Genomic DNA, 25,861 nt, shown 5'->3' with positions numbered 1-25,861 from the left:
GGTTATCCTTCAATATATGCTTTATACATGAGTTCAGCGCGCTGCCAGTCTTCTGGCGTATCGATATCCTGCACAAGATATCTGGGAAGTATGACAGGTATACTGTGATGTGCAAAAGTGTGGGCTCCCGCTAAAAAAGCCTCTTTGCGGCCCCAGTAAAATTGCCCTGCGTCGTGATAGCACTCTTCTAAGTCTTGTGAACGTTTACCCATTTTGGAGCTATCAATGGGCTCTACCCCGCCGGCTGCTAACCTGATAGCTCGTTGAATGGGAAAATCAAATGTCGTCACAGAAAAGGCATATTGTTTTTGCCCATCCTGTTTAAGCTGATTTATGCCTTGCAAAAGATAGTCTGCACTTAAAAAAGGCGCGGTGGCATAAATACAACACACAAAATCAACTGCCTGATGAAGGCGTTCGTATTCTTTGATTGCGTGCTGTATCACAGGTGTCGTGCCAGTAAAATCATCGGCCAGATTGGCCGGTCGCTCAATAATTTGCGTTGCGCCGCACTCGCGCGCTATTTTGGCAATGTCTGGTGAATCCGTGGAAACAATGATTTCATCAAACTGGCGACTATTGATCGCCGCATCTATCGAATAGGTAATAAGCGGTTTACCCGCAAACAATTTGATATTCTTGTGTTTTATACGTTTGCTGCCGCCACGCGCTGGTATTACTGCGATATTCAACTTAACACCTGCTCAAGCTGGGTAATAACATGTTGTTGGTCAGTTTTGCTTAATGTGGGATACAAGGGTAGGCTCAATGCCCTGTCATAATAAGTTTCTGCGTTAGTAAACTGGCCCTTCCTGAAGCCTAAGTTCTGATAGTAAGGGTGGAGATGGATCGGAATATAATGCACATTGACCCCCACACCGTTTTTACGCAGGGTATCAAATACATATTGTCGTGAGTGCTCGGTTAATTCGATGGTATACAAATGCCAGGCACTATTGTCATCCACCAATGGCTTTTTTATTGGCAGCGAGGGCAAAGCCTGATCATACTTTTTAGCCCTTTCACGTCTGGCTGCGATATATTCATCCAGTCTTTGCAACTGGCTTTTGCCTAATACAGCATGCAGGTCACTTAACCGGTAATTATAACCAAGTTCAAGTTGAGCGTAGAACCAGCTCTGTTGAGCGTCGCTTGTATTCAACATTGCAGGGTCCCGGGTGATACCATGAGAGGAAAACAGTTTAAGCTTTTGCCTGAAACGCTCAGAGTTGGTGGTTACCGCTCCACCCTCGGCAGAAGTTATGGATTTGACCGGATGAAAACTTAATACCGTCATATCGGTATAAGTGCACTTACCCACTTTGTTGTCCTGCGCATCGCGGCCCCCTAATGCGTGTGCCGCATCCTCAATGAGAACGATGCCATAAGGGTTGGTTAACTCGCTAATGGCTTTCATATCACAACTGCTGCCTGCAAAATGCACCACCACTATTGCTTTGGGCAAGGTCCCTTGCTTTTTCGCGTGCTCAATTTTCTCTTCTAACGCACTAGTTGACATGTTACGGGTGTCAGGGTCGATATCGACAAAGTCCACCCTGGCGCCACAATACAAAGCACAATTTGCCGAGGCAGCAAAAGAGTTTGGCGACGTCCACACCCAGTCACCGGTTCCGACCTCAGCGGCTAAACACGCGATATGCAATGCAGAGGTACCGCTGTTGGCAGCTACCGCATACTTTGCGCCGGTGTAGTCACACAAGGCCTGTTCAAAAGCCGGAACCTGTGTGCCTTGAGTTAAAAATTCATTTTTGAGCACATCAACAACAGCGTCTATATCCGATTCTTGAATATCGTGACAACCATAAGGGATCATTCTGTCACCTTGTCCAGCTCTTTTAACTCATCCACGGTTAAGAAATGGGGGTTGCGACCAGAGTGATATTCAAATTTATCCGGCGCCGCCACACCTGTTTCGCCGGCTTTATTTTTCAGGTAATCAACATTTTTATCGAAAAACTTAATGGCAGGGGTGATAACGTAATGATCATCAAACTCTACGGTATGGTGGGCCATTTCCTCGGGCACCATCAGTTCATGCAGCTTTTCACCAGGGCGTATCCCTATCAGGTCAAACTCCCGCGTGCCGCTCATGGCTTCGACCAAGTCAACGATTCGTATCGAGGGAATTTTAGGGACAAATATTTCGCCCCCTTGCATCCTGTCAAAATTTTTCACTACAAATTGTACGCCCTCATCTAGAGTTATCCAGAAGCGCGTCATTTCAGCGTGGGTGACAGGCAACTTCTCAATCCCATCGCGAATCATTTTTCTATACAGCGGCACCACAGAGCCCCGCGAACCTACTACATTGCCATAACGCACAACTGAAAACCGCGTACCTTTAGCACCCGAAATATTATTGGCTGCAACAAAAAGTTTGTCAGAGGCTAGCTTAGTTGCACCATAAAGATTAACTGGATTGGCTGCTTTGTCGGTGGACAGCGCTATCACGCGCGAAACATTTGAAGCAATGGCTGCATCGATAACATTTTGGGCGCCATTAATATTAGTTTTGATGCATTCATTAGGATTGTACTCAGCAGCAGGAACTTGCTTTAATGCTGCTGCATGGACAACATAATCAACTCCTTTCATAGCAATTTTCAGACGTTCATTGTCGCGAACATCACCAATAAAGTAACGCATACATGGTGCATTGAATGCTTGTTGCATTTCATATTGCTTAAGCTCATCTCGAGAGTAAATTATAATCTTCTTGGGATTTTCATTGTCGAGTAAGAATTTAACGAAGCGTTTTCCGAATGAGCCTGTGCCGCCAGTAATTAAAATTGAGCTATTTCCAAATCTTGTCATAACTCTGCCGCCAACGATTTATAGGACTTGGCTAAGTGACTTTTCATTTTTTGTTTTTCCTCTTTCGTCTGCATAGAAAGAATTAAGTCTTTTGGTCTTAGGGGGCGAGACAACAATCTAACTCTTGTGCCATCCATTAGAATCTGTTCTTCTTCATTAAGGAGCTCGGTTGTCACGGCAATAAAAGTTTCACCACAATCATAAAAGTATAAGTCACTCGCAGACGCCAAATTATCACTTAATACAATATCTGAGAGCTTAGTTGCGGTAACTTTGCCCAACAATAACGATATTTTTTTTGACGAACTACTTGCTATTAGCGCCAATGAAGATCTTCGAATATTATTACTTAAAGGTGAATCATCAACATTTTTCCAATCTCCGGGCAATAATAAAACTTTTTTGAAAATAGTTGTAAGCTCAATGTTGATAATGTTCTCTAAAATTACAATTTCACTACCTTCAGCTAAAAGATTCTGTGTATCTTCCCCCCAAGTTAAAACAACCGAACGATTCCCTACTAATTTGCCTTCATTGATCCCAAAAGCGGGAAGCAGTTCGTTCACATATCGTTTTTTTTCAGCTGGATAGGTTGTAATAGAACCTACAAAGTTGCACAAGTTATACTTTATAAGAGTTTTTCGTCTTTCCGCTTGAAGCGTACTAATAAAGCAAAAACTTCTTTCATCAACTTTTAGTAAGAATAAAAACTGTTTAAGATAATCTAACCAAATTTCTCTCAATCTATTGACGACCGTTACACTCTGGTCATTGTGGGCCATGTTGGTGAGCTTCATAATCGCACTACTGATAAAGTTCAGGGAGCCATTAATATAATAAAATAGAAGACTTTGCTGTCTAAAATAGGTTCCTATCACGAAACTGCGTTGCTGATTAAGAAAATTTTCTGCATCAATTGCTGATTCGAATGGCTTAGATACTGTGGCGATTAACTCTTCGAGTTCTTTGTGCAGAGTACTTGCTTTAAATTTAGCGTCAAAAACTGCTGAGTACTTTGCAGAAGGGAGTACATAAAAACAGTCTTGTTTAAGTTTCGATATTGCGGCTTCTTTAACATTTTGGGAACCAGTAATTAACACATGTTCTTTAACTAACGATTGTGCACCTATAATTTTTGCGCCATCATTTAAGTTATAGACGTCTTTCGCTCTGACAAGTGCTCTTTCAAGCAGCGTAATGGCTAACTTAAATTCATATTTGGTTTCTACAAAAGGTCTAAAATTGCCTTCGATTTTAAGGGTTGTTTGAACATTTTCTTCAAAATCAAACAGCTCATCACCATTCTCCGCATAGTAGCCCGATGATTTTGAATGGTGATACTTTACATCGATAAAACCTAAATCAACGCCTATCAAATAGAGCTGAGTAAAACCGACCTCGGTAAAAAAATTAGCGACAAAGTTGGTCACGGTAGGGTAAGCGTGATGAAGTCTGGTATAAGGGAATTCGTCAAAAAGCTTTGAAATTGCTACTGTCGCAGACTCACCTTCCTTAAATGCGATATAGACATCTTTGAAGAGGTTACAGGTATCCGGGTGAATGCCATTACAACTTAGCAGGGTTATCTTTTTCAGGTAATCTAAGTCGCCAACTCTTACCGTCCAATCGTAAGTGGCACGGTTTGACTCAATTTCAGCGTGGAAATCTGGCGTAATGCCGTGTTTATATAACGTTTTTAGCGCCGTTCCGCATGAGACGATTATTGCCTGATCCTGATATTCTTGAATCAGGTCAATCAAATTATCCAGGGAGGGACCGTTTCCTACAATAAATACTGGTGTGTCTTTCTCATCAGCACTTAAATATTGACGGGCATCTGCCTTCAGTGCCGGAATTTCGTTCTCCATACCCCATCGCGTATGGGCGATACAGTATCTTGAGTGGTCAAAATAATCACCAAGAGAAACGATAACCTGAAGCTGTTCTCTTAAATTTTGGATCGCGCGAGTTAGATATCGATTATAATACCCCTGATAGAAAAACGTACTAGCCAACATATAAGGGCCAACGGTATGGAATTGTGTCAACAAATCTTCAATTAGATGGGTGCCATCATCACCAATATTAAAATATATGCGCTTATCTTCTTGCTCTATTTTTTCAAGGATTTTGTACCAGTCGATAGCAAATAGCGACGCATAGAAAAAGTCTCTGTTGGGTTCACAGATGAAGACTTTTTCCAACCTGTTTTCACTAGCTAACTGTTCAAACCCATAGCCAGTCCCAATTCCGAATAATATGATTGCTTTAACTGTTTCAGGTAAAGAGCGCTGCTCATCTTCAACTTCCTTGAGCACTTCATCTACTTCAGCCACCATCTGATAATGCAGATAAGGTTTAAGTTTTTTACCTGTAAAGTTCAGTACTAACCCGTCGTTGTTAGGATATTTCTTGAACGCGTCTATATTTTTGGCGTGCTCAGCCGCAGGATTGCTACCGTAGAGTGGCGTCATGGTAGCTATATTTAAAAGGTTTACCTGCCCCTCATCATTAGCTACGGGAAACCAGAATTCCGGATAGTAGTGGTTAAACTCGTCGTAAAGATTCGGTATAAACTTCTTAAATGCATCTAAGTTTTTTCTGAACTTAGCGATATCCAGTTTCGTTCTGGACCATTCGGAGTGATTGATAGGGTAAGTAAATTCTTCTAAAAACTGTTCTGGCCTGGTTACCGGCTGCGGTTTAACGGCTTTTTGCGTGAACTGTTGCCAGGGAAACTCACAGAGCATACTGATGAGTTGGTCGAAAACAGGGTGGTTATAGTGCTTAAAAAGGGTGAATTCATCGAACTGTACAACACTTGAAAGCTCGCTTAAGTTGTCGGCCAGATTGCTACCATCCTCACCCAGCATCATATAAATCGCGGTGTTTTTCTCAGCGGCTACGGTCAGCATAGTTTGCCAATCAGCCATAGCCAGTGAACACTTAAAGTAGGCGGGATCTGGTTCGTAAACCACCAGGTGATCAATTTGATACTGTTTTACTAACTGAGGTAAATGCATCGCTCCGCCGATACCCAGCACCACTAGCACAGGGATATGTGAGGGGGCGGAATCGCATTTGCTAAGCTTTCGAGCAAGAGGACTATCAAGGCCAGAAATTCCCATGTTCCTGACATCGTGTTCTATCGAATCGTTTAACGTAAACGTCAGCATCCTTTGGCCGAACTGTTTAACCTGTTCGGCCACCTCAGCATTAGGATTAAGCCCATAAAACGTGCGGCCTTCCGCCACATGAATAATATTCATTTCACTATGCTTATTGCATAGTATTGAGATGTGCGAGGAACTTATTTTGAAAATTTGTTCATAAACTGGCGGCATATAACGCTGGAATGCGGCCAAGTTTTTTTGTTCACGTTGAAGAATTTCAGCAGAAGCTCGGTGTTCGATGGAATTTTGGATTTCTTTATCTTCATCCACATGAAGAAAGACATTTTTTAGCATTATTTTTTATACTTTTTTACAGCTGAGCGACTGCGTACAAAATGGGTGATGTCATCTTTAACCGCGGTAAGCATAAGCTGGGTAATTTCTTTTAGTTTATCATTAACCACAATTTCCTGTTTAGCAAATTGCTTTGCCTCTTCAGGCGGTAACGATTTTAAATAAGCTTGAATAAAAGAATCGCGGTCAGTGGCTAACTGGTTGAGCTTGCTTACGCGGTCATCATCTTCTTCAGATGATAATAGCGCTGCAATCTTTTCATTGATTTGTTGCAGCGCAGAGGGAGTCAGGGAATGATTCAGTTCGTCTATTTTCACACTGCTTGTCGTTGTTGTTCCATGGCAGCATACGCCTCATCTTTGGCAGATTGAGGAATTTGAACCCATGCATCACGAATAGGTGTTAATAAACTAGTCACTTCGTCGAGGATCTGCAAGTCATTCTTCACTAGCGCATCGGTTAACCGATCAATCATGTAATCGTAAAGCGCGTACATATTCTCAGCAACTTCACCGCCTACATCTAAATCTAATGTGTCACGAAGGTTAATGAGAATTGCTGAGACGCGTGATAAATATTCACTTTTCACTGCATGCTCTTTACGCTCCATCGCACCTTTAGCAAAGGCAATTCTATCCAACGCGCCTTGCATAAGAAGCAATGTCAGACGATGGGGATCTGCATTGGCAATTTCCTGCTTTATATTCCCTTTTTTATAAGCATTAATACCTTTAAGTGACATAATTACTCCAACACTTTTCTAAATTAACCCAACATTGCGAACAAAGCTGAACCCGTTTGGTTCATCTTTGCAATAGTCTGATCCAGCCCTAAATAACGGTCACGTAACATTTGCTCGTAGCTTATCATGCGAACTTCCAAGCGTTCACGGTCATCATATACCCGATCCTGATCCTGTTTAGCCGCTTTCTCACGCGTGCTAATCAGGCCACTGGATGAAGTATACTGTTCAATGTAATCATAAAGTCTGACCGCGATACCTTCATTCTCATCAGTAAACAACTTGGCAATTTCGTCAAAGTTATCTTCCAATGCATCTTCAAGGCGATCTTCACCCGTACCTACACCATAGTTGGTGGTACCAATTTCCAACTCACCATCTTTATTCAGCTCAACACCTATGGTAAACAAGCCGCCTAACGACGAAGCAGAAACATTACTGCTCATAATCGAGCCTAAACCACCTTGCATACCACGAATAAGCGAGTCCCCAGCCAAAATACCGTCATCTTCTAATTCAGATGCACCATATTTGGTCAGCTTTTTGATTTCGGAAATCACACCATTATAGTTTTCTACCAGGCTGCGAATTTTTTCTTCGAGGCCTTCTTTGTCGTATCCAATTTCTAACGTTGACGCAATTGGCGTTACCCCATCAGCTTCCATGGGTGATTTTTCTTTGGCAGTAAAGGACACGTTTGCAATCGTGTTATCAAACTTATTGGTCGCGCTCTCTACCGCGATACCATCAATGGTGGCCTTTGCATTCGTTGCTGCTTTAACTGGGGTTAAATAAGTCGCAGTTTCAGCTGAATCCGTAGTCGAGACCTTATTAAGTTCAGCGAGATTGTTGTCGTTTACAATTTCGAGATCATTGCCAGCGCCAGTCACCTCTGAAGTGAATACTAATTTAGCACCACCAGCGGCGGTACCCGTGTCAATGATGTTGGCACTCACCCCAAAGTTATCAGCATTATCATTGATCGCTGTGCGTAGCTCAGACAGCGTCATCCCGGCGGTGACGTTTACAGAAAAGGTATCGCCTGTTGCACCCACTTTAAACGTTAATGAACCACTGCCAGCACTTAATACTGAATCTGATGTGGAGGCAAAGGCTGCATCAGCCGTTTCAATACGACTACCAGAAGCCATCTCAGTAACTGCAATTTTATATGAACCGCGAGTGGCTGAGCTTGATGCGTCAGCAGTGAACACTTCGACATCTTCGTTGGGGTGTTTGATAGTCGGCTCTCTGCCGTTAATGTCTTTATCTTCCTTCAGTGCCTTAATCGCATCTTTGAATTCGGACAATTTAGACTTGATGGCGCCTAAACCAGAAATTTCCGCTTCGATTTTCTCTTCACGGGCATTTAGACGATCACTTTTCGGTTTGCGCTCAGCTTCCAGCAACTGCTTGACCAGATCGTCAAGCGCGAGCCCTGAACCAACACCTAGCGACGAAATTGACATAGCTTACCTCACACTAAACTTTATTACTTAAAAGTACACCGACGCTTTTGCCAACATCCTGTTGTAAATCTTGAATCCGTTCAGCTAACCGTAATACTTCTTCAGAAGGTATTTGCCGAACTATTGTACCAGATTCGCCATCTTTTACCGTTACCACTGACCGATTAGTTTTTTCATCCACTGAAAAAGACAGATTGCGACTTTGCACTTTCAGAAAGGCTTCAACTTGTTGGGCCGCAGCTTCAAAATCAAGTTTATCCCCCTCACCTGCTTTTTTATCGGCAGATTCAGCATTAGCTTGAACACTTTTATCTACGCTTTTATCAGATGGAGCTTCTGCTGGGTGTGATTGAGTATTTATACCTTTTTGCTCACCCACGCGATTAGCCGACGTTTTATCATGTGAAGCAAAGGATTGACTAAATTGAGAATTTAAAAGTTCCATTACTTTTACCCCCACTACCTAAAAACAACTAAACGGGGCCCACATAGTGTAGGCACCCGTTTTTACTTTAAGCCAGGTTATAAAGGTTAAGCTTAACCAAGAAGCGAAAGCGCAGCTTGAGGGCGTTGCTTCGCCTGACTTAACATAGAAATAGATGCCTGTTGGATAATCTGATTTCTGGTTAATTCAGCGGTTTCAGCAGCAAAATCGGTATCACGAATGCGTGAACGCGCAGCAGACATGTTTTCTGACACCGTGCTCAAGTTACGAATTGTCGACTGGAAGCGGTTTTGCAGCGCACCTAAATCAGCTCGGGCTCCACCGATAGTTGAAATGGCGGCGTCAATTGACGTCAATGCTGCCGCCGCGCCTGCAGAGGTGCTGATATCGACTGAACCGAGGCTCAAGCCTGATGCACCGTAGCCACCACTTTTGGTCAGATCAACTGAAATGGTTTGCCCAGCATTCGCGCCCACCTGAAAGTCAGAAGAATAACTTCCGTCTAGGATTTTTACACCGTTGAACTCTGTATCGGTTCCAATACGCGACATTTCAGCAATCAAGGCTGTTACTTCTTTTTGCAACGCCTGACGATCAGCACTAGAGTTGATGCCGTTTTGAGACTGAATTGCCAGTTGACGAATACGCTGTAAAGAATTGGTATTCTCATCAAGTGCGCCTTCTGCTGTTTGCGATAATGAAATAGCATCGTTCGCATTCCGTACCGCTTGATTCAAGCCTTGAATCTGAGACGTCATACGGTTAGATATTTGTAGCCCTGCTGCATCGTCAGACGCACTGTTGATGCGAAAGCCCGATGACAGGCGCTCATAAGATGTATTTAGCTTATCGCTCACCGCGAACAACTGACGCTGAGAGTTCAAAGCAGATACGTTAGTATTTACAAACATTGACATAATTTACCTCCTGGGGACGGACGATGTCTTCATAATCATCTCATCCTTCATCACCTGATCCAGACGGTCACTACTCCGACCGAACCACTCAAGGTTGAAGTGAATCCACTTCACAATTTAATAATTAAATTACCCCTCGACTAACGTTATCGACGCTATCTGAAGGAACTTTAGAGAAATTTAACAATATTTCACTTACTTAACGTAACAAGCTGATTTAACAATATTTTTTTATTAATTATTTTTAATGTATCAAATAATCAAGATGGAAATTCAGAGGGTTAGGCCATTTCCTCTCTGGTGTTAGTGCTGAAAATGAAGGGTATATGGGAAAATACTTGGGTATACCGTGTTAAACCTATTCTCGTAACTTTTAAAGCAAAATTTCAATACTGGCATAGATAATGCCTTCACCAACTGCGTCGTTCAGCGAATTTTTTTACATAAATAAGCTTTTGTCTATAGTCGGTAAGGATTATAATTAAGCTTGAAAGTAAAAAGTAACCTACCCACTTAGTAGGCATAACAACTAGCCTTATAAAGGTGTTAAAGATTTTTTTAGTCGGCTAACGGGAAATGTAGAAATTTACTGGCCTCTCAACCATCCTTCTACACTCTCAACCTGTTAGTCGACGCCCATTAAAAAAGGTGACCTGAGTAGGTCACCTTTTTCACTAAATGCTAATAAGCTATCAATTTCATTGGAATGTCTGCCATTGGGAGCGGACATTTACCGCCGCAAAGGAGGCAATGAGCGCTGCACCCTGCTGCCGCTATTTGCCTCTTGATTCTAATTTTTACTCATCATTTCGGCTTATAAAGCCAAGCTTATATCGTGAGCCTAGTTGCCTAAGTCGAATAACTTTGTTTCCTACAATAGTGATTGGCATAATCGATGCTTAGTATTTTATGTCAGAGTCATAATTCTGGCACTTCATTATGACAAGTCTTGATGAAGCAAAATACAGCAATAATACACTGTTATTGCAAACGCTGACGGCAGGGGCGAAGTTCAGACCTCATACCTCTCACTACCTCCTGGCTTCTTCCTGCCAGTCAGCAACTTCTTTGCCTGTTATCGTCTCATGGTTTACTGTTCGCGGCACGATTATGCATTGCCCTTCCACATTAATGTAGAAAATTTTTCAGCGTGAATATCTTAAAGTAAGCAAAAGAATTTTACCGGCCATGGTAATGCCTGGTGTAGAAATAAGCTCGGGGTTACACAGAGTGCAGATGGAATTGATAGCAGATGGAATAAATAAAGGCCGGGAGTTTCCGGCCTTTATTGATAATAAGATAATTAGCCTAACAGAGACAGGGCTGCCTGTGGACGCTGTTTCGCCTGTGACAAAATCGTTGTACTGGCTTGCTGTAAAATCTGGTTACGGGTCAGTTCTGCCGTTTCCGATGCAAAATCGGTATCTTTGATTCGTGAACGGGCCGCTGAGATATTTTCAGCAACGTTGCTCAAGTTACGAATGGTGGACTGGAAACGGTTCTGCAAAGCACCTAAGTCTGCACGCGCGCCACCAATGGTAGAAATCGCTGCATCAATAGAGGTCAATGCGGCAGCCGCACCGGCTGAAGTACTGATATCCAAACCGCCAACGTTTAAGCCAGAGGCACCAAAACCACCCGTTTGCGTTAGCTCTACCTTGATGGTCTGGCCGCTATTTGCGCCCACCTGAAAGTCAGCTGAATAGCTGCCATTTAAGATGTTTACGCCGTTGAACTGCGTATCAGACGCAATTCGTGACATTTCTGTCTTTAAAGCTGCCACTTCTTTTTGCAGTGCACCACGGTCAGCATCGGAGTTAATACCATTTTGCGACTGAATCGCAAGCTGACGGATACGCTGTAATGTATTGGTGGTTTCGTCTAACGCACCTTCGGCCGTTTGTGACAATGAAATCGCGTCGTTGGCATTACGCACGGCCATGTTCAGACCTTGTACCTGGGTCGTCATACGGTCAGAAATTTGCAGACCTGCTGCATCGTCAGCAGCGCTGTTGATGCGGAAACCTGATGACAAACGCTCAAATGACGTGTTTAACGCATTGTTGGTATCGAACATTTGACGTTGGGCGTTTAATGCTGAAACGTTAGTGTTAACAAACATACTCATGGACTCTCTCCTAAACTTATCACCCAGCTTTTAGCTGGCATAAAACTTTTAAAGTAAAAAGTAAGGGGGTAAGCACACTGTTTGTCGTGTTTTGTCACCCTGGCTTGCTCAGATACTGTATCGTCGAAGGAAAAAATTCCTTGAGAAAAAAATGTAAAAAAAGTGGAATTAGAAGCAAAAAATCGAAAAGAGGCTTATTTAGTAACTTTTTATACGTATGTATTTTATTTAATACGTTTTTTTGCATTCGCGTAAAAGTAAGGTTGATAGTGGGGGGGCTTGCCTCCCCCATTTAACTATTCTGTTGGCGATTAACCCAATAATGACAGGGCCGATTGCGGGCGTTGCTTAGCCTGTGCAAGAACTGACGTACTCGCCTGTTGCAAAATCTGATTACGTGTCAATTCTGCTGTCTCAGCGGCAAAGTCAGTATCCCGAATACGAGATCTCGCTGATGATACATTTTCTGCGACATTACTTAAATTGCGGATAGTTGATTGGAAACGGTTCTGTAACGCCCCCAGATCGGCTCTGGTGGATCCGATAGTGGAAATTGCACTGTCAATTGCAGTTAATGCAGCAGCCGCACCTGCCGACGTGCTGATATCTACCGCACCAACACCGAGTCCAGAAGCCCCATAGCCACCATTTTGCGACAACTCAACTTTAATAGTCTGGCCGCTATTTGCCCCTATCTGAAAATCAACCGCGAAGTCGCCTTTAAGAATACTCACACCATTAAATTCAGTATACGAGCCAATACGTGAAATTTCAGTTTTTAAAGCCGCCACTTCCTTTTGTAGTGCTTCACGATCAGCATCGGTATTAATACCGCTTTGCGATTGGATAGCCAACTGTCGGATGCGCTGCAAACTGGTAGTGGTTTCGTCAAGAGCGCCTTCAGCTGTCTGGGAAATTGAGATAGCATCATTGGCGTTTCTCACTGCCTGCTTCAGCCCTTGAACCTGGGAGGTCATGCGATCTGAAATTTGTAGGCCTGCTGCATCATCCGCCGCACTATTAATGCGAAACCCGGACGAAAGCCGCTCAAAGGATGTACTGAGGGCATTGCTCGTATCAAACAATTGCCGTTGAGCATTTAATGCAGAAACATTCGTGTTAACAAACATACGCGTCAACTCGCTTTGGTACTTTTTTAACGTGAAGGTAAATTTTTGCGGATTCTCGCCGCTACTTTCTATTACTTAACCACGCTAGTCGATAACGAAGAAAAGTATAAACACACTTTAAATCCAATAAGCCGGGTACTCCCCGGCTACTGGCAAAGTCAACAAAAGCTAAGGCCTTCAACATGGCGAATAGCCCCAACCCGTTACTCGTCAGGTATTAACCTAAGAGCGACAATGCTGACTGAGGACGCTGTTTGGCCTGAGCAAGAATAGACGTACTCGCTTGCTGCAAGATCTGATTACGTGTCAGTTCTGCTGTTTCAGAAGCAAAGTCAGTATCACGAATACGCGAACGTGCTGCTGATACATTTTCTGCCACATTACTCAGGTTACGGATAGTGGATTGGAAACGGTTTTGCAACGCACCCAAATCTGCGCGCGTGCCGCCAATCGTAGAAATAGCTGCATCAATGGCAGTTAATGCCGCGGCTGCACCGGCTGATGTGCTGATATCAACACTAGATGCATTTACACCAAGACCGGAAGCTCCGAAACCACCTGCTTTTGTTAACTCAACTTTGATGGTCTGGCCGGAATTTGCTCCAACCTGGAAATCGGCTGAAAAACTTCCGCTTAGAATATTGACACCGTTAAACTCTGTATCGGTAGCAGTACGTGACATTTCAGACTGAAGTGCTGCCACTTCTTTCTGCAATGCAGCACGGTCTTCACTTGAGTTAATACCGTTTTGTGATTGAATCGCTAACTGACGCATACGCTGCAGTGAGTTAGTGGTTTCGTCTAACGCACCTTCCGCTGTCTGAGACAATGAAATAGCATCATTTGCATTTCGTACTGCCTGATTCAAACCCTGGATTTGTGATGTCATACGGTCAGAAATCTGCAAACCAGCGGCATCGTCTGATGCACTGTTGATGCGGAAACCTGAAGATAGACGCTCAAAAGACGTGTTCAATGAATTACTGGTATCGAACAATTGACGTTGAGCGTTTAACGCTGAAACGTTAGTGTTTACAAACATAGACATAGGGATCTCTCCAACTACAACTCTCAACCGACGGAGGTCGGGAACCGGATTACCGGCATTATTAAATAAGTGTTATCGAGACCTCTTTTTGGATCTGATAACCTGGCTCTCTCAGTGTATTTATCGACGTTGGAAAAATATCCTTTAGTAAAAAAGTTATAGAAATTGACTTTTTTAAGCAATTAATCAAAATTTAACCACTTAACACTTATTTTCGTAACTTTTCATACATAGGTATAGGCTGTTATACACTAACAATTCCCTCGTATCTCACTGAAAAGCTATAAAAAAGCCGGGCTAAACCCGGCTTTTGGTATTGATTAGGGGAATAAAATCCGGCTGTACTCTCACTACCTCCAGGCTTCTTCCAATATCAAGATAAGTATTAACCCAACAATGACAATGCTGACTGAGGACGCTGCTTGGCCTGAGCCAGAATAGACGTACTCGCCTGCTGCAAGATCTGATTACGTGTCAGTTCTGCTGTTTCAGAAGCAAAGTCAGTATCACGAATACGCGAACGTGCTGCTGATACATTTTCTGCCACATTACTCAGGTTACGGATAGTGGATTGGAAACGGTTTTGCAACGCACCCAAATCTGCGCGCGTGCCGCCAATCGTAGAAATAGCTGCATCAATGGCAGTTAATGCCGCGGCTGCACCGGCTGACGTACTGATATCAACACTAGATGCATTTACACCAAGACCGGAAGCTCCGAAACCACCGGCTTTTGTTAACTCAACTTTGATTGTCTGACCAGAATTTGCTCCAACCTGGAAATCGGCTGAAAAACTTCCGCTTAGAATATTGACACCGTTAAACTCTGTATCGGTAGCAGTACGTGACATTTCAGACTGAAGTGCTGCCACTTCTTTCTGCAATGCAGCACGGTCTTCACTTGAGTTAATACCGTTTTGTGATTGAATCGCTAACTGACGCATACGCTGCAGTGAGTTAGTGGTTTCGTCTAACGCACCTTCCGCTGTCTGAGACAATGAAATAGCATCATTTGCATTTCGTACTGCCTGATTCAAACCCTGGATTTGTGATGTCATACGGTCAGAAATCTGCAAACCAGCTGCATCGTCTGATGCACTGTTAATACGGAAACCTGAAGATAGGCGCTCGAACGACGTGTTCAATGAATTACTGGTATCGAACAATTGACGCTGAGCGTTTAACGCTGAAACGTTAGTGTTTACAAACATAGACATAGGGATCTCTCCAACTACAACTCTCAACCGACGGAGGTCGGAATACCGGATAACCGGTGTTACTACTTATGCGCTATCAAGATCCTGTCTGTGATCTGATAACCTGGCTCTCTCGACATATTTATCGCCAAATGAAAAATTTCCTTTAACAAAAAAATTAAAATTATTTTAGAAAAGCCTCGAGATGTTACCTATACTTTTCTAACCCACTGTCTTAAATCAATTTTTCATGACTCAAAAAAGTTCAAATTTAATTAAGCCAATACGCGTTTCAAGCTCGGCTCGTCATAGTGCGTTTACAGATTTACTACACGTTGGGGATAATTTAGTGTGTTGCTATCGTCAGGCGACTAACCATGTCAGTGGAGATGGTCGCATCGAAATATCCGTTCTCAACCGGGGCTTGAAGGTTGCCTCTCGTCAACATCTCTCCTTTCCTAATTGTGATCTTCGCGATCCTAAGCTTAGTGTTGATGAGTCTGGTCGTATCCATCTGTTGGCTTTTGCCCGTTTCAATGCCACACCGCAATCGTGTTCTAGCACGCGGTGGGTAAGCTGGTTTAGTGATAATGGCCTAACCTGGTCATCACCCCATTTTTTCGGTCCTGACGGGTGGTGGTTGTGGCGGATCAGATGGCGCCAACACCAGGCTTATGGTTTCGCTTATAATCGTCAGCAAAACAGAGTGGATCTATACGCAGGCCATCCGCGTAAATCAATGTACTTGCGTAAATCCCATGCCTTATCGATGCGGGATCACAAATTGGGTTACCCCAATGAAAGTGATCTGATGTTTGACCCAAATGGAGCTATGTGGGCGTTAGTTAGACGTGATGCCGATAGCTATAGCGCCCAGCTTGGATATGCATTGCCTCCTTATACAAAATGGCAATGGCAGGATTTGCATACTTACATTGGCGGGCCCGTAATGAAGCCCCTTTCAGAAGAGTCAGCCTTGGTAGCAGGAAGAATTTGGCAGGGTAACCAACCCAAAACGGCACTCTGGCATTTGGCACTAAAGAAGGGAAAGCTAACCCACTTACTCACCTTACCCAGTGCAGCGGACAATAGTTATCCGGGAATCGTTTTATATAAAGAGTCGTGTTTCTTATCGTACTATTCTGGCCATGTAGACGACGAAACGCGAGTCTATATAGCCAAAATTGATGACCTTAGAAAATATTTAGATAAAGTTGAATAATGACAAGCTGGAAATGCGAGGGAAGGTTTGCAACGCTGCATTTAATGCGGTTTCCTGTCTAGCAAACTCTGCCGATGCTTCCGCAAAATCGGTTTCTTCAATGTTTGCCCGAGCGGAGCGTACATTAACTTCTAAGTCCAAGTTTGTTTCGAATACTGCCGTCGCAACATTTTGTCTGCCACCTATGGAAGAGACTTCAGCCGAGATTTTGTCGGTGGCTGAATCGATACTAGAAATAGCCCCTTGGATTGATTTGCGTAATGTATCACCTGACACTCCATCGACAGCCAGGGCGGTATAGATATCATGCAAGGTTTCTGCAATATTTTTCTTTTCGGGTTTATTCAACGAAAAATCGACCGTATCACCAGCAGCTCCACTCACGGTGAAGCTCATTCCCTGAATAGTAAAAGGTTCCCCAGCAGTGTAATCGACTGTATCGATAACCGCTCCGCTGGCAACATTCGTCAATTGCACCTGATTACCTGCTTGCAGGGTAAGACGAAAGTCATTATTGGCTGCGGTGAAACCGTCGTAATTCGCATTAAAAAAGCTATCAAAGGCGTCCTGATTAGCCACATCGGATTTGTCTACGGTCGCCCCAGCGCTTCCTGTGACCGAAAAACCTTGCGGGGCGATAACATTTTCAAATACGTCTTGGCCACTTGTAGTGTTTCTTAACGTAACACTATCAGAAAGCTTCACGGAATTGGTGCCGCTGTCGCCTTCAAAACGTACAGCTTTGCCGGTAGCAGCAGGATTAAAGCTAAACGCAGGGCTATCAGCCTGAAAGCCAGCAAACATATAATCGCCTGACGGATCTTTTGCATTCATCAGGTCAAGCACTTCATCACGAATCTGCTGAATTTCCGAACCTATGGCACGGCGATCAGCGTCGTTCAACACCCCTGATCCGGCTTGCTGAATTAATTGTCGAGCGCGACCAGCGGCATCATTAATATTTGAAAGCACCGTTTCCTGTTGTTCTAACCGACTAATAAAAAGTCCATTGTTCTTTTTATACTGATCAATATTTGCCAGTTGTTCAGTTAATCTCACCACCTGCGCAGCACCAACTGGATCGTCAGATGGCCGGTTAATTCTTTTACCCGTAGAAAGTTGCTCCTGCGTATCAGCAAGTTTCCGCTGGCTATCCATAATCGCATCTAAGTTACGATTGAAGAATTGATTTGTAGAAATACGCATTACTTATTACCTGGCTGCCGATAGTATAGTTTCAAACATATCCTGAGCCGTTGATAAAATCCTCGCGGCGGCGGCGTAGCTTTGTTGAAAGCGAATCAAGTTTGCCGCTTCCTCATCTAAGCTCACCCCTGACACTGAGTCAAACCATTCCTGCGACTGAGATTTCATTGCTTCAGCGGCTTCTAGCGATATATCGGCACTTGCAGCTTTTTCTCCAACATTTCCTACCACTGAAGAAAATGCATCAAACAGAGTTCGAGGCTCATTTGACGCGTCACTACTGACTTGCACCAACTTTTCATCTTGTAAATTGATCATTTTCAAGGCGTTCGTGTTGTCGTTCACACCATTGGCATTATAGGAAAGCGTAAACGAATCGCCGGCTCTGGGACTGCCACTCAAACTCAAATCGTAACCCGGGTAATCATCTAAAGCTGAAAAAGACGCTGGCCATGATGGGGTTGCGCCTGAGGCTTCAGCCTGGGCCAACAGGTTATCATAGTCAGATACCCCGCTGACGTTCGTGATGACATTGCCTGCGCTATCTAAAACTTGATAATCGGTTGGCGAAGTAAATAGAATTTCCGCCGGGGCGCCTACGGTGGCACTGGGAGACCCAGCAACCCCATGTATCCCCCCTGCTCCGTCGAATGCTGACGCATCCGCCCCTAAAGCAGGATCGACGGTGGTATTAGTAACGGTGACCTGTCTAACGGTTGCCGTCCCAAGATTGTCGCTGTCGGGTTGAACTCTAAGGGGGGAAGCAAATGCCAGGTCCTGGGGCCGGTCAGTGGCCAACTCAATATCCGCAGCGGCATATTTGGTGGGTTGAAATAGAAATTCATTGCCCACGGAATAACCCCCGGCGGCCTCAAAATCAATTTCCAACCCGCCAGGAAGTTCAGAAAAACCAGCCCCTACCGTTATTCCCGTATACACCACAGGATTTCCGGAAGCATCCATCTTGGGTGTACCATCATTATTTAACATTTCCAGTTGCACTTCGTCGGGTACACCGGCAGTTACACTGGTTACAGTCACTTTATAATCGGCATCGGTGATCAATTCTCCGCTGCCGGGAGTGACGCGTCCAGTGACCGGTAATCCGTTAGGCGTGCCGGGATAATTTACCCCCACAAACTCCGGCAAATTAAAGATATTGCCGCCAAGCTGGAAATCGAGATCCATACCCAGGTTATTTTGACTATTCACCGCATCGGCAAAAGCAAGTGCCATTTGCCCTATGTCGCGCTGGGTGGGCGCTAGAATTTCATCACGATAGCGAAACAGGCCTCCTATCTGGCCGCCAAGACTGGTTTCACCCAAATTAATTTTAGTATCGTTCTTGGCACCGCTAAATTCGGTGGAAAGTTGTAATTGTTTACGTCCTAAATCAGCGTCACTGCTGATTTCAATGAGATTGAAACTGCCGTCGTCCAGCACCAGCGACTCACCAGTCTTCAAGTTAATGTTAACCGAGCCAGGCTCACTTTTGCTGTCATTGACTTCGATGGCCATCAGCTCCGCCAGCTCATCGATAGACTTGTCGCGCTGGTTCATTAGCGTGGTTGGTTCTCTTGCTGAACCGAAGTCTCCGCTAGCTACCTGAATGGCATTGTTAAGCTCGCCGATATTTTTAATCAGATCGTTGGCACGGTTCACCATGGAAGTAAATTCCAAGTTGACCTCTTTCTCTTTCTCTTCAAGAAAATCTGAAACCGTACCAAAACGCCTTAACACATCGCGCCCTTGCGCCAATACTAATTCGCGAGAGGATAAGTTAGAAGGATCATCTGCCGCCGTTTGCAAGGAGCCAAAAAATTCACTGAGACCTTGGGCTATCGAATTTGCATCGCTGGCAAGCAAATTATCAATGGCAGACGCCTTTTGTTGATAAACCTCAAACTCACCCACTTTGGTAATATCGCGGCGTAATTGATTTTGAGCAAACACATCGATGACACGTTCGGTGGTAGGTTCCCCTACCCCGCCAAGAATTCCACCCTCGAAGGTGGTGCGTTCGCGTACATACCCTTCAGTATTAACATTGGCAATATTTTTACTGGTTGTTTGTAGCAGAGTACTGCTAGCATTGATACCGCTTTTAGCGATATTGAACATATCGACAGGACGGACCATAATCAGTTGCTCCTCTGCCCGTTAGTTAAATTTCATGGCATAAAACCGTTAATCGCTTCACTTTTCAGCACCGCCATTATTTTATCTGCATAATGAGGATCAGTGGCATACCCTGCTTGCTGAAGTTCACTAAAATAACTCTGCGTGTCCGCGCTATTTTCTACAGCCTGCTTGTAGCGAGGTTGCGAGCGGATAAAATCAACGTAATCATGCACAGCTTCCTTAATAGATTCATACGCACGAAACGCTGCTTTGTGTTTTTTTGGCACGCCACCTTCAAACTCGAGCGTATCAACCACAGCCTGCTTTCCATCCCATGCCCTGTTCGCCTTAATGCCAAACAAGTTGTGGCTACTGTTGCCTTGTGCATCATGAATAACAAATTTACCCCAGCCCGTTTCAACCGCGGCTTGCGCAATGATAGCTTTCGGATCCGTACCTAATATATCAGCCGCCTCTTTGGCATGAGGATACAAGGCTTCAACGAAACTGTGCTGGTCGTTAAACATGGGCGCCTTAAAGGACGTTGCAGTGCCCATTGTGTTTGAGTCTAATACCCTATCCTGAGTTAATTTGACCTGCGCCCGCTGGGAATGGTTCAACGAAGCTATGTTACCGTCATTGCGGATAACGCTTGCTGGCGTGAAATTTTTATCTTGTTGACCGAGTTGCTGCACAATTAATTCAGCCAGCCCTATGCCCCCTCCTGAAGATAAATCAGCCGCCAACTGTTGGTCATGCATGTCCCGGTAAAATTTAACCTGCTCTGAATTAAATGGGCTGTCTTCATCTGCAATGGCTTCTTGTGCCTTTCGCATCGACTTAAACATCATCTGAACAAATATAGCTTCAAATTGCTGCGCTGCTTCTTGTAATACTTCATCATCACCAGAAGCAATGGCTTCACGAAGCTTATTGACACTGCCTAAGTCGTGAACATTTCGCGCCATATCTAACTGGCTAGAAGCAGGATTCAGGTTCATCAGATCACCACCAGTTCACCGCGCAATGCGCCAGCTTGACGCAACGCCTCGAGGATCGCCATTAAATCCCCAGGCGCAGCCCCTACTTCATTCACAGCGCGAACAAGTTGGTCTAAGGTAACACCAGGTTCGAACTTGAACATTCTGCTGTCACTCATATCCACGTCAACGATTGAACGTGTCGTCACCACGGTTTCCCCTTCTCCTAATGCATTAGGCTGGGAAACTTGCTGGTTCTCGGAGATAGTTACCGTTAGCCCCCCGTGCGTTATGGCCGCGGGTAATAAACGCACATCTTGCCCAATCACAATCGTACCCGTGCGACTGTTTATCACTACCCTGGCCGGCGCATCAGCAGGTTCAAACTGAAAATTTTCTAAGGTGGCTAAAAAGCCGACCCGTTGACCCCGGTCGCGCGGCGCCGTGACCCTGACTGACGCAGCATCTATAGGTTCGGCAATAGTATAGCCCTGATCAGGTTGTGCACCTAAGCGTTCGTTAATAGTGTCGGCCAACCGTTTTGCTGTAGAGAAGTCAGGATAATGTAAGTTAAGCGTCAAACTGTCACCGTTAGCAAAACCACTGGGAACGGTCTGTTCTACCATCGCCCCATTAGGGATCCGTCCTACTGTGGGTGTGTTCGCTACGATACGTGAACCATCGCCGCCTTCTGCTCCAAAACCGCTGACTACCAAACTGCCTTGGGCTACTGCATAAACGCGGCCATCCACACCACGTAAAAATGTTTGCAGTAATGTGCCACCTTGCAAACTACTGGCTTCTCCCACGGATGAAACCGTTACATCTATAGTCTGACCAGGCTTTATGAACGCTGGCAGACTTGCGTGCACGGCGACCGCCGCTACATTTTTGATTTTTGGCTTTGTGTTGGGATTTAAACTGATACCAAAATTGCTAAGCATGGTGCGAAAGCTTTGTTCAGTGAAGGGGCTTTGCTCCCCTGTTCCGGGCAAGCCTACCACCAGTCCATACCCCACCAGTTGGTTACTCCGCACCCCCTGAATACTGGCCACATCTTTTATGCGTTGCGCATCTACACTAGTTGAAATGGTGAGTAACATACAAGTCAGAACGAGGTAATACGTTTTCATAACATCCCCTAAATAGGCCACCATTCAGAAGAAAAGAAGCGAGACAACCAGCCTTTTTCCTGTGAACGGGCAAACGAACCTGTGCCACTGTATTGAATTCTGGCATTGGCAATCTTTGTCGATACAATTTCATTTTGCGGACTAATATCAGCAGGTCGAATAATCCCCGTTAAGCGAATATATTCATCTCCATGATTAAGCGTAAGCCACTTTTCACCGCGTATAACTAAGTTTTGATTGGGTAGCACGTCTACCACGGTGACGGATATGGCACCTGACAGACTATTACTTTGGTTGGCCTGTGCATCACCCTGAAAGCTATCCCCTGCAGAGACACCTAGTTGAATAGATTGACTGCCTAAATTGATTGCTCTTCCGCCTAACCCCATAATCGGTTCCAAGTCGACTTCGGTATCTTTTGATGTGGAGGTGCCGGCCGACTTCGATGCATTGGTATTTTCGCTTAACGTCACCGTGATGAGATCACCTATCCGTCTTGCTGTAACATCGGAATACAAACTGTTAGCCATATTTGGCCGGAACAATGCACCATCTTCAATAATATGTTCGCGAGGAATGTCAGGAATGACGGGTGCAAATAATGGATCATTCGCCTGCACAGGCGGCTGAGATGTACTTGAACACCCAGTTAATACAACAATAACAGTGAAAAGTAATCCTAACCGCATGATATCACCTATTTTATCTAGAGCTGCTGAATGACCTGACCAAGCATCTGGTCAACTGATGAGATAACTTTCGAGTTCATCTCGTACAAACGCTGACTTTCAATTAGGTTCACCAACTCTTCGGTTACATTAACGTTGGATGTTTCCAAGGCGCCCTGTACGATGGTGCCTAACCCCTGCAAGCCTGGTATCCCCTGGATTGGGGCGCCGCTCACCGCTGTTTCAACAAACAGATTTTGACCAGTCGGTTGCAAACCTGTTGGATTAATAAAGTCAGAAATATTAATTTGACCAATAACCTGTGGCTCTGCCTCTCCTCTCACAGTTACCGATACCTCACCATCCTGAGACACCGTGATTTGCTGGGCATCTTCAGGGACAGCAATCTCAGGCTGCAATAAGAAACCTGCCCCTGGCGTAACAATCTGCCCTTGGTCATTAAGGGTAAACTGACCATTGCGCGTATAGGCGATGGTGCCGTCAGGCTGAAGAATCTCAAAAAATCCGCGGCCTTGAATCAACATATCCAACGAATTCTGCGTAGTTACCATGTTTCCCTGAGTGTGGGACTTTTGGGTGGCTACGACCTTTGAACCCGCACCTAACATCAATCCTGATGGCCGTTCTGTATCTGCCGATGAACGCCCCCCCGGTTGGTTAATATTTTGGTAAAGTAAATCTTCAAATACAGCACGGTCTTTTTTAAAGCCCACTGTTGATGCGTTTGCCAGGTTATTTGAGACTACAGACACATCTGTTTGTGCTGCATCAAGACCTGTTTTGCTGATCCATAACGCTGGATGCATAACGACCTCCTACAAGAGCGAATGGCTCTTCTGTTTAACTTTTCACTTGTTACTATTCGATGAAAAGTAAATTACAAAATACGCAACATCATGTTGCCTTGCTGATCGAGATCATCAGCTTGTTTCATTAATTTCACTTGCAGTTCGTAATGACGTTGCAGGCTAATCATGTTAACCATTTCATTTACCGCATTAACGTTGGAGCCTTCAACTACCCCGGAAAGCAGATTCACCTGTTCGCTGGCATTAAATATATCGCCGTTTTTAGACTGAAATAAGCCGTCTGCCCGCCGTTCGATACTATCCAGTTGCGGGTTGACCAACTTTAACCTGCCCACTTCTTCCGATACGTTGATAGGAGCTCCAATTGGGCGCGTTGAAATGGTACCGTCCATATCAATATTCAAATTATCCAACGGTACAGGCAGAAAAATTGGCCCGGCATCACCCAGCACGATATTGCCATGCATATCCGTCAAAACTCCGTCGGGTCCTAGCTGAAAGCTGCCATCACGGGAATACACTTCATTGCCATTTGCATCTTGGACAGCAAAGAAACCATTCCCTTGGATCGCGACATCTAAATCACGACCTGTTTGAATCATTGCTCCGGTTTCATAATTATTAGATGGGCTTTCGGTCAGGGCAAAGACCCGTGTAGGTAGTCCTTCACCATATACCGGCATTGCTCTGGCTTGTTCCAGCTGAGCCTTGAAGCCAATGGTTTGCGCATTGGCTAAGTTGTTTGCTCTTACTCCAGTAGCCAATAAATCCTGTTTGGCCCCACTGGCGGCAATCCAAAGTAATTTATCCATGACTGACTTTTGACGTTAAGTGTTTCATATAAGTGATTTTGCAAGCCTGATGCCACTTTTATGGGATTTTAAAAAGAAAAAAGGCCGCAATAGCGACCTTTTTAACATTATGATTTTACTAACGAATATTCAAAATTGTCTGGTTAAGCTGGTTATTCACCTCAAGCGCTCTGGAGTTTGCCTGGAAGTTACGCTGGGCAATGATGAGGTCAATTAATTCCGTGGTGAGGTTAACATTTGCCTGCTCTAAGGCAGAGGAGTTGATTTCACCAAACGTACCTGTAGTTGCTTCACCAGCAAGCGCTTCACCAGAAGTAATGCTTTCTTTCCATTGCGTATTACTTTCCTGGATCAGCCCCTGTTCGTTTGAAAAGCGAACCAACGCCACACGTACAATAGGCTCTGAGGTACCGTTTGAAAATGTAGCTCTCACCAGCCCATCCGGACCAATGTCAATGCCCGTTAAGCGGCCTACAGGCAGACCATCTTGCTCCAGTGATGTCACCTCGAATGAAGAAGCAAACTGAGTAGGTTCATTGGGCGTGGCAATGGCCGGATTAAGATTAAAATCTACCGTAATTTGCTGGGTAGGATCAGAACCATTCGTCAGAATGCCTCCCCCTAGCGCCTCAGTGGTTATTTTAAAATCAGAAGGCGTAATACCATCCGGCGATTGAATACCGATAAAGTCGCCTCCCGCACTGAATTGGAGTTTGGCCGCTGCAACGTCGTTGCCCGTCGCGGTTCCCATCGTATTCGTTGCTGTAGCCGGATCCGAATCACTGCCATCCGAATTAACCAGATCTGTTAACGTGCCATCTATTGCGGTAGCTATATACCACTCATTTTGCACAGCGGGATTATTATCTTTGACGAAATAATACGTCATAACGTGGCTGTCACCCAGTGAATCGTAGACAGTTACCGAGGTAGCAGCGTTATAGGTTAATGGATCGTCCGGGTCGAACTGAGCGGGATCTTTGACGCCCTCATTCGCGGGCAGGTTCATTCGGATGTCCACTTCGGAAGTTTTTTGCGGCGACCCAGACGAATCTGGAATCCGCACCGGTACTGTAGTGCTCAAGGCCACCGACGCACTGGAACCATCGCCGTTTACTGGGAATCCCATCAAATTATCGCCGTTACTGTTCACCACAAAGTTGTCTGAATCTAATTTAAACTGACCAGCCCGGGTGAATGAATAATCCCGAGAGGTGATTTCGGGTACAGTGGCAAAAAAACCATTTCCTGTAATGGCTAAATCCAGGGCGGTGTTGGTGAATTGTAAACTTCCCTGAGAGAATTGCTGAGCCACTTCCAATGTGATAACACCATCGCCCACTTTCGTATCGCCGCCTGCCAATAATGACGAAGCATATACATCACCAAATTCTGCACGTGATTCTTTAAAGCCCACCGTGTTGACGTTGGCGATGTTATTCGCGGTGACATCGAGGTCTTTTTGAGCGGCGGCAACACCACTTAATGCAATGTTAAAAGACATAACTCACTC

23 protein-coding genes are annotated in these 25,861 nt (G+C 44.7%); 2 read left to right on the top strand and 21 right to left on the bottom strand.

Annotated elements, in window-relative coordinates; genetic code table 11:
* Positions 1 to 2 precede the first annotated feature (2 nt).
* The 9 genes from pseF to OPS25_RS03610 all read right to left on the bottom strand — a co-directional run bounded on the left by pseF (position 3) and on the right by OPS25_RS03610 (position 9,875).
* A complete protein-coding gene (gene pseF, locus OPS25_RS03650) occupies positions 3 to 692 on the bottom strand; it encodes a pseudaminic acid cytidylyltransferase (RefSeq protein WP_265616306.1) in 690 nt (229 codons plus the stop codon).
* Positions 689 to 1,834: a UDP-4-amino-4,6-dideoxy-N-acetyl-beta-L-altrosamine transaminase gene (gene pseC / locus OPS25_RS03645; protein ID WP_265616305.1), complete on the bottom strand. Its 1,146-nt coding sequence runs from the start codon at positions 1,832 to 1,834 to the stop codon at positions 689 to 691. Before pseC ends, pseF begins: the two co-directional genes overlap by 4 nt.
* Positions 1,831 to 2,835, bottom strand: coding sequence for a UDP-N-acetylglucosamine 4,6-dehydratase (inverting) (gene pseB / locus OPS25_RS03640; protein ID WP_265616304.1), 1,005 nt, complete (start codon positions 2,833 to 2,835; stop codon positions 1,831 to 1,833). The genes pseC and pseB overlap by 4 nt, the downstream gene beginning before the upstream one ends.
* Entirely contained in the window at positions 2,832 to 6,302 is a 3,471-nt protein-coding gene (locus tag OPS25_RS03635; RefSeq protein ID WP_265616303.1) for a motility associated factor glycosyltransferase family protein, read from the bottom strand. The genes pseB and OPS25_RS03635 overlap by 4 nt, the downstream gene beginning before the upstream one ends.
* Positions 6,302 to 6,619, bottom strand: a complete 318-nt coding sequence (locus OPS25_RS03630) for a hypothetical protein (protein WP_265616302.1) — start codon at positions 6,617 to 6,619, stop codon at positions 6,302 to 6,304. Before OPS25_RS03630 ends, OPS25_RS03635 begins: the two co-directional genes overlap by 1 nt.
* Positions 6,616 to 7,044, bottom strand: a complete 429-nt coding sequence (gene fliS, locus OPS25_RS03625; protein ID WP_265616301.1) for a flagellar export chaperone FliS — start codon at positions 7,042 to 7,044, stop codon at positions 6,616 to 6,618. Before fliS ends, OPS25_RS03630 begins: the two co-directional genes overlap by 4 nt.
* Positions 7,045 to 7,067: 23 nt before the next feature.
* Complete coding sequence (gene fliD / locus OPS25_RS03620) at positions 7,068 to 8,513, bottom strand: flagellar filament capping protein FliD (protein WP_265616300.1); 1,446 nt, start codon at positions 8,511 to 8,513, stop codon at positions 7,068 to 7,070.
* A gap of 13 nt (positions 8,514 to 8,526) precedes the next feature.
* Positions 8,527 to 8,958: a flagellar protein FlaG gene (locus tag OPS25_RS03615; RefSeq protein ID WP_265616299.1), complete on the bottom strand. Its 432-nt coding sequence runs from the start codon at positions 8,956 to 8,958 to the stop codon at positions 8,527 to 8,529.
* A gap of 92 nt (positions 8,959 to 9,050) precedes the next feature.
* The gene (locus tag OPS25_RS03610; RefSeq protein ID WP_265616298.1) at positions 9,051 to 9,875 is read right to left on the bottom strand and encodes a flagellin N-terminal helical domain-containing protein; all 825 of its coding nucleotides are present in this window, start codon (positions 9,873 to 9,875) and stop codon (positions 9,051 to 9,053) included.
* A gap of 939 nt (positions 9,876 to 10,814) precedes the next feature.
* Between OPS25_RS03610 and OPS25_RS03605 the strand changes: the two genes are divergently transcribed.
* Positions 10,815 to 11,012, top strand: coding sequence for a hypothetical protein (locus OPS25_RS03605; RefSeq protein WP_265616296.1), 198 nt, complete (start codon positions 10,815 to 10,817; stop codon positions 11,010 to 11,012).
* A 166-nt stretch (positions 11,013 to 11,178) separates the two neighbouring features.
* On the opposite strand, the gene OPS25_RS03600 is transcribed toward OPS25_RS03605, so the two are convergent.
* From OPS25_RS03600 to OPS25_RS03585, 4 genes are all read right to left on the bottom strand, one after another.
* Positions 11,179 to 12,003, bottom strand: a complete 825-nt coding sequence (locus OPS25_RS03600; RefSeq protein WP_265616294.1) for a flagellin N-terminal helical domain-containing protein — start codon at positions 12,001 to 12,003, stop codon at positions 11,179 to 11,181.
* A gap of 311 nt (positions 12,004 to 12,314) precedes the next feature.
* Positions 12,315 to 13,133 (bottom strand): flagellin N-terminal helical domain-containing protein, encoded by an 819-nt coding sequence (locus OPS25_RS03595; protein ID WP_265616293.1) that lies wholly within the window; start codon positions 13,131 to 13,133, stop codon positions 12,315 to 12,317.
* Positions 13,134 to 13,350: 217 nt separating this feature from the next.
* Complete coding sequence (locus OPS25_RS03590) at positions 13,351 to 14,181, bottom strand: flagellin domain-containing protein (RefSeq protein WP_265616292.1); 831 nt, start codon at positions 14,179 to 14,181, stop codon at positions 13,351 to 13,353.
* A 385-nt stretch (positions 14,182 to 14,566) separates the two neighbouring features.
* Positions 14,567 to 15,397, bottom strand: coding sequence for a flagellin domain-containing protein (locus tag OPS25_RS03585; protein WP_265616292.1), 831 nt, complete (start codon positions 15,395 to 15,397; stop codon positions 14,567 to 14,569).
* Between the two features lie 229 nt (positions 15,398 to 15,626).
* On the opposite strand from OPS25_RS03585, the gene OPS25_RS03580 reads away from it, so the two are divergent.
* Complete coding sequence (locus OPS25_RS03580) at positions 15,627 to 16,598, top strand: hypothetical protein (RefSeq protein WP_265616291.1); 972 nt, start codon at positions 15,627 to 15,629, stop codon at positions 16,596 to 16,598.
* Here the strand turns inward: OPS25_RS03580 and flgL are convergent.
* The 8 genes from flgL to flgE form a co-directional block, all read right to left on the bottom strand.
* Positions 16,581 to 17,804, bottom strand: coding sequence for a flagellar hook-associated protein FlgL (flgL, locus tag OPS25_RS03575; RefSeq protein ID WP_265616290.1), 1,224 nt, complete (start codon positions 17,802 to 17,804; stop codon positions 16,581 to 16,583). The genes OPS25_RS03580 and flgL overlap by 18 nt on opposite strands.
* 6 nt (positions 17,805 to 17,810) lie before the next feature.
* Positions 17,811 to 19,943, bottom strand: coding sequence for a flagellar hook-associated protein FlgK (gene flgK / locus OPS25_RS03570; protein WP_265616289.1), 2,133 nt, complete (start codon positions 19,941 to 19,943; stop codon positions 17,811 to 17,813).
* 32 nt (positions 19,944 to 19,975) lie between these two features.
* Complete coding sequence (flgJ, locus tag OPS25_RS03565; protein ID WP_265616288.1) at positions 19,976 to 20,926, bottom strand: flagellar assembly peptidoglycan hydrolase FlgJ; 951 nt, start codon at positions 20,924 to 20,926, stop codon at positions 19,976 to 19,978.
* Positions 20,926 to 22,038: a flagellar basal body P-ring protein FlgI gene (locus OPS25_RS03560; RefSeq protein WP_265616287.1), complete on the bottom strand. Its 1,113-nt coding sequence runs from the start codon at positions 22,036 to 22,038 to the stop codon at positions 20,926 to 20,928. Before OPS25_RS03560 ends, flgJ begins: the two co-directional genes overlap by 1 nt.
* An 8-nt stretch (positions 22,039 to 22,046) precedes the next feature.
* Entirely contained in the window at positions 22,047 to 22,727 is a 681-nt protein-coding gene (gene flgH / locus OPS25_RS03555) for a flagellar basal body L-ring protein FlgH (RefSeq protein ID WP_265616286.1), read from the bottom strand.
* A gap of 17 nt (positions 22,728 to 22,744) precedes the next feature.
* Positions 22,745 to 23,533 (bottom strand): flagellar basal-body rod protein FlgG, encoded by a 789-nt coding sequence (gene flgG, locus OPS25_RS03550; RefSeq protein ID WP_265616285.1) that lies wholly within the window; start codon positions 23,531 to 23,533, stop codon positions 22,745 to 22,747.
* A 71-nt stretch (positions 23,534 to 23,604) separates the two neighbouring features.
* Positions 23,605 to 24,348, bottom strand: coding sequence for a flagellar basal body rod protein FlgF (locus tag OPS25_RS03545; protein WP_265616284.1), 744 nt, complete (start codon positions 24,346 to 24,348; stop codon positions 23,605 to 23,607).
* Between the two features lie 118 nt (positions 24,349 to 24,466).
* Positions 24,467 to 25,852, bottom strand: coding sequence for a flagellar hook protein FlgE (flgE, locus tag OPS25_RS03540; protein ID WP_265616283.1), 1,386 nt, complete (start codon positions 25,850 to 25,852; stop codon positions 24,467 to 24,469).
* Positions 25,853 to 25,861 lie beyond the last annotated feature (9 nt).

Source organism: Alteromonas aquimaris (genome assembly GCF_026183695.1).
Taxonomy (GTDB): Bacteria; Pseudomonadota; Gammaproteobacteria; order Enterobacterales; family Alteromonadaceae; genus Alteromonas; species Alteromonas aquimaris.
The sequence above is the reverse complement of the archived record's forward strand: the minus strand, read 5'-3'. Positions and strand labels throughout refer to the sequence as shown.

Bases quoted from the DNA above. Each gene is read 5' to 3' on its own strand.
- pseC (WP_265616305.1), bottom strand. From the start codon at position 1,834: ATGATCCCTTATGGTTGTCACGATATTCAAGAATCGGATATAGACGCT.
- pseB (WP_265616304.1), bottom strand. From the start codon at position 2,835: ATGACAAGATTTGGAAATAGCTCAATTTTAATTACTGGCGGCACAGGC.
- OPS25_RS03635 (WP_265616303.1), bottom strand. From the start codon at position 6,302: ATGCTAAAAAATGTCTTTCTTCATGTGGATGAAGATAAAGAAATCCAA.
- fliS (WP_265616301.1), bottom strand. From the start codon at position 7,044: ATGTCACTTAAAGGTATTAATGCTTATAAAAAAGGGAATATAAAGCAG.
- fliD (WP_265616300.1), bottom strand. From the start codon at position 8,513: ATGTCAATTTCGTCGCTAGGTGTTGGTTCAGGGCTCGCGCTTGACGAT.
- OPS25_RS03615 (WP_265616299.1), bottom strand. From the start codon at position 8,958: ATGGAACTTTTAAATTCTCAATTTAGTCAATCCTTTGCTTCACATGAT.
- OPS25_RS03610 (WP_265616298.1), bottom strand. From the start codon at position 9,875: ATGTCAATGTTTGTAAATACTAACGTATCTGCTTTGAACTCTCAGCGT.
- OPS25_RS03605 (WP_265616296.1), top strand. From the start codon at position 10,815: ATGACAAGTCTTGATGAAGCAAAATACAGCAATAATACACTGTTATTG.
- OPS25_RS03600 (WP_265616294.1), bottom strand. From the start codon at position 12,003: ATGAGTATGTTTGTTAACACTAACGTTTCAGCATTAAACGCCCAACGT.
- OPS25_RS03595 (WP_265616293.1), bottom strand. From the start codon at position 13,133: ATGTTTGTTAACACGAATGTTTCTGCATTAAATGCTCAACGGCAATTG.
- OPS25_RS03590 (WP_265616292.1), bottom strand. From the start codon at position 14,181: ATGTCTATGTTTGTAAACACTAACGTTTCAGCGTTAAACGCTCAACGT.
- OPS25_RS03585 (WP_265616292.1), bottom strand. From the start codon at position 15,397: ATGTCTATGTTTGTAAACACTAACGTTTCAGCGTTAAACGCTCAGCGT.
- OPS25_RS03580 (WP_265616291.1), top strand. From the start codon at position 15,627: ATGACTCAAAAAAGTTCAAATTTAATTAAGCCAATACGCGTTTCAAGC.
- flgL (WP_265616290.1), bottom strand. From the start codon at position 17,804: ATGCGTATTTCTACAAATCAATTCTTCAATCGTAACTTAGATGCGATT.
- flgK (WP_265616289.1), bottom strand. From the start codon at position 19,943: ATGGTCCGTCCTGTCGATATGTTCAATATCGCTAAAAGCGGTATCAAT.
- flgJ (WP_265616288.1), bottom strand. From the start codon at position 20,926: ATGAACCTGAATCCTGCTTCTAGCCAGTTAGATATGGCGCGAAATGTT.
- OPS25_RS03560 (WP_265616287.1), bottom strand. From the start codon at position 22,038: ATGAAAACGTATTACCTCGTTCTGACTTGTATGTTACTCACCATTTCA.
- flgH (WP_265616286.1), bottom strand. From the start codon at position 22,727: ATGCGGTTAGGATTACTTTTCACTGTTATTGTTGTATTAACTGGGTGT.
- flgG (WP_265616285.1), bottom strand. From the start codon at position 23,533: ATGCATCCAGCGTTATGGATCAGCAAAACAGGTCTTGATGCAGCACAA.
- OPS25_RS03545 (WP_265616284.1), bottom strand. From the start codon at position 24,348: ATGGATAAATTACTTTGGATTGCCGCCAGTGGGGCCAAACAGGATTTA.
- flgE (WP_265616283.1), bottom strand. From the start codon at position 25,852: ATGTCTTTTAACATTGCATTAAGTGGTGTTGCCGCCGCTCAAAAAGAC.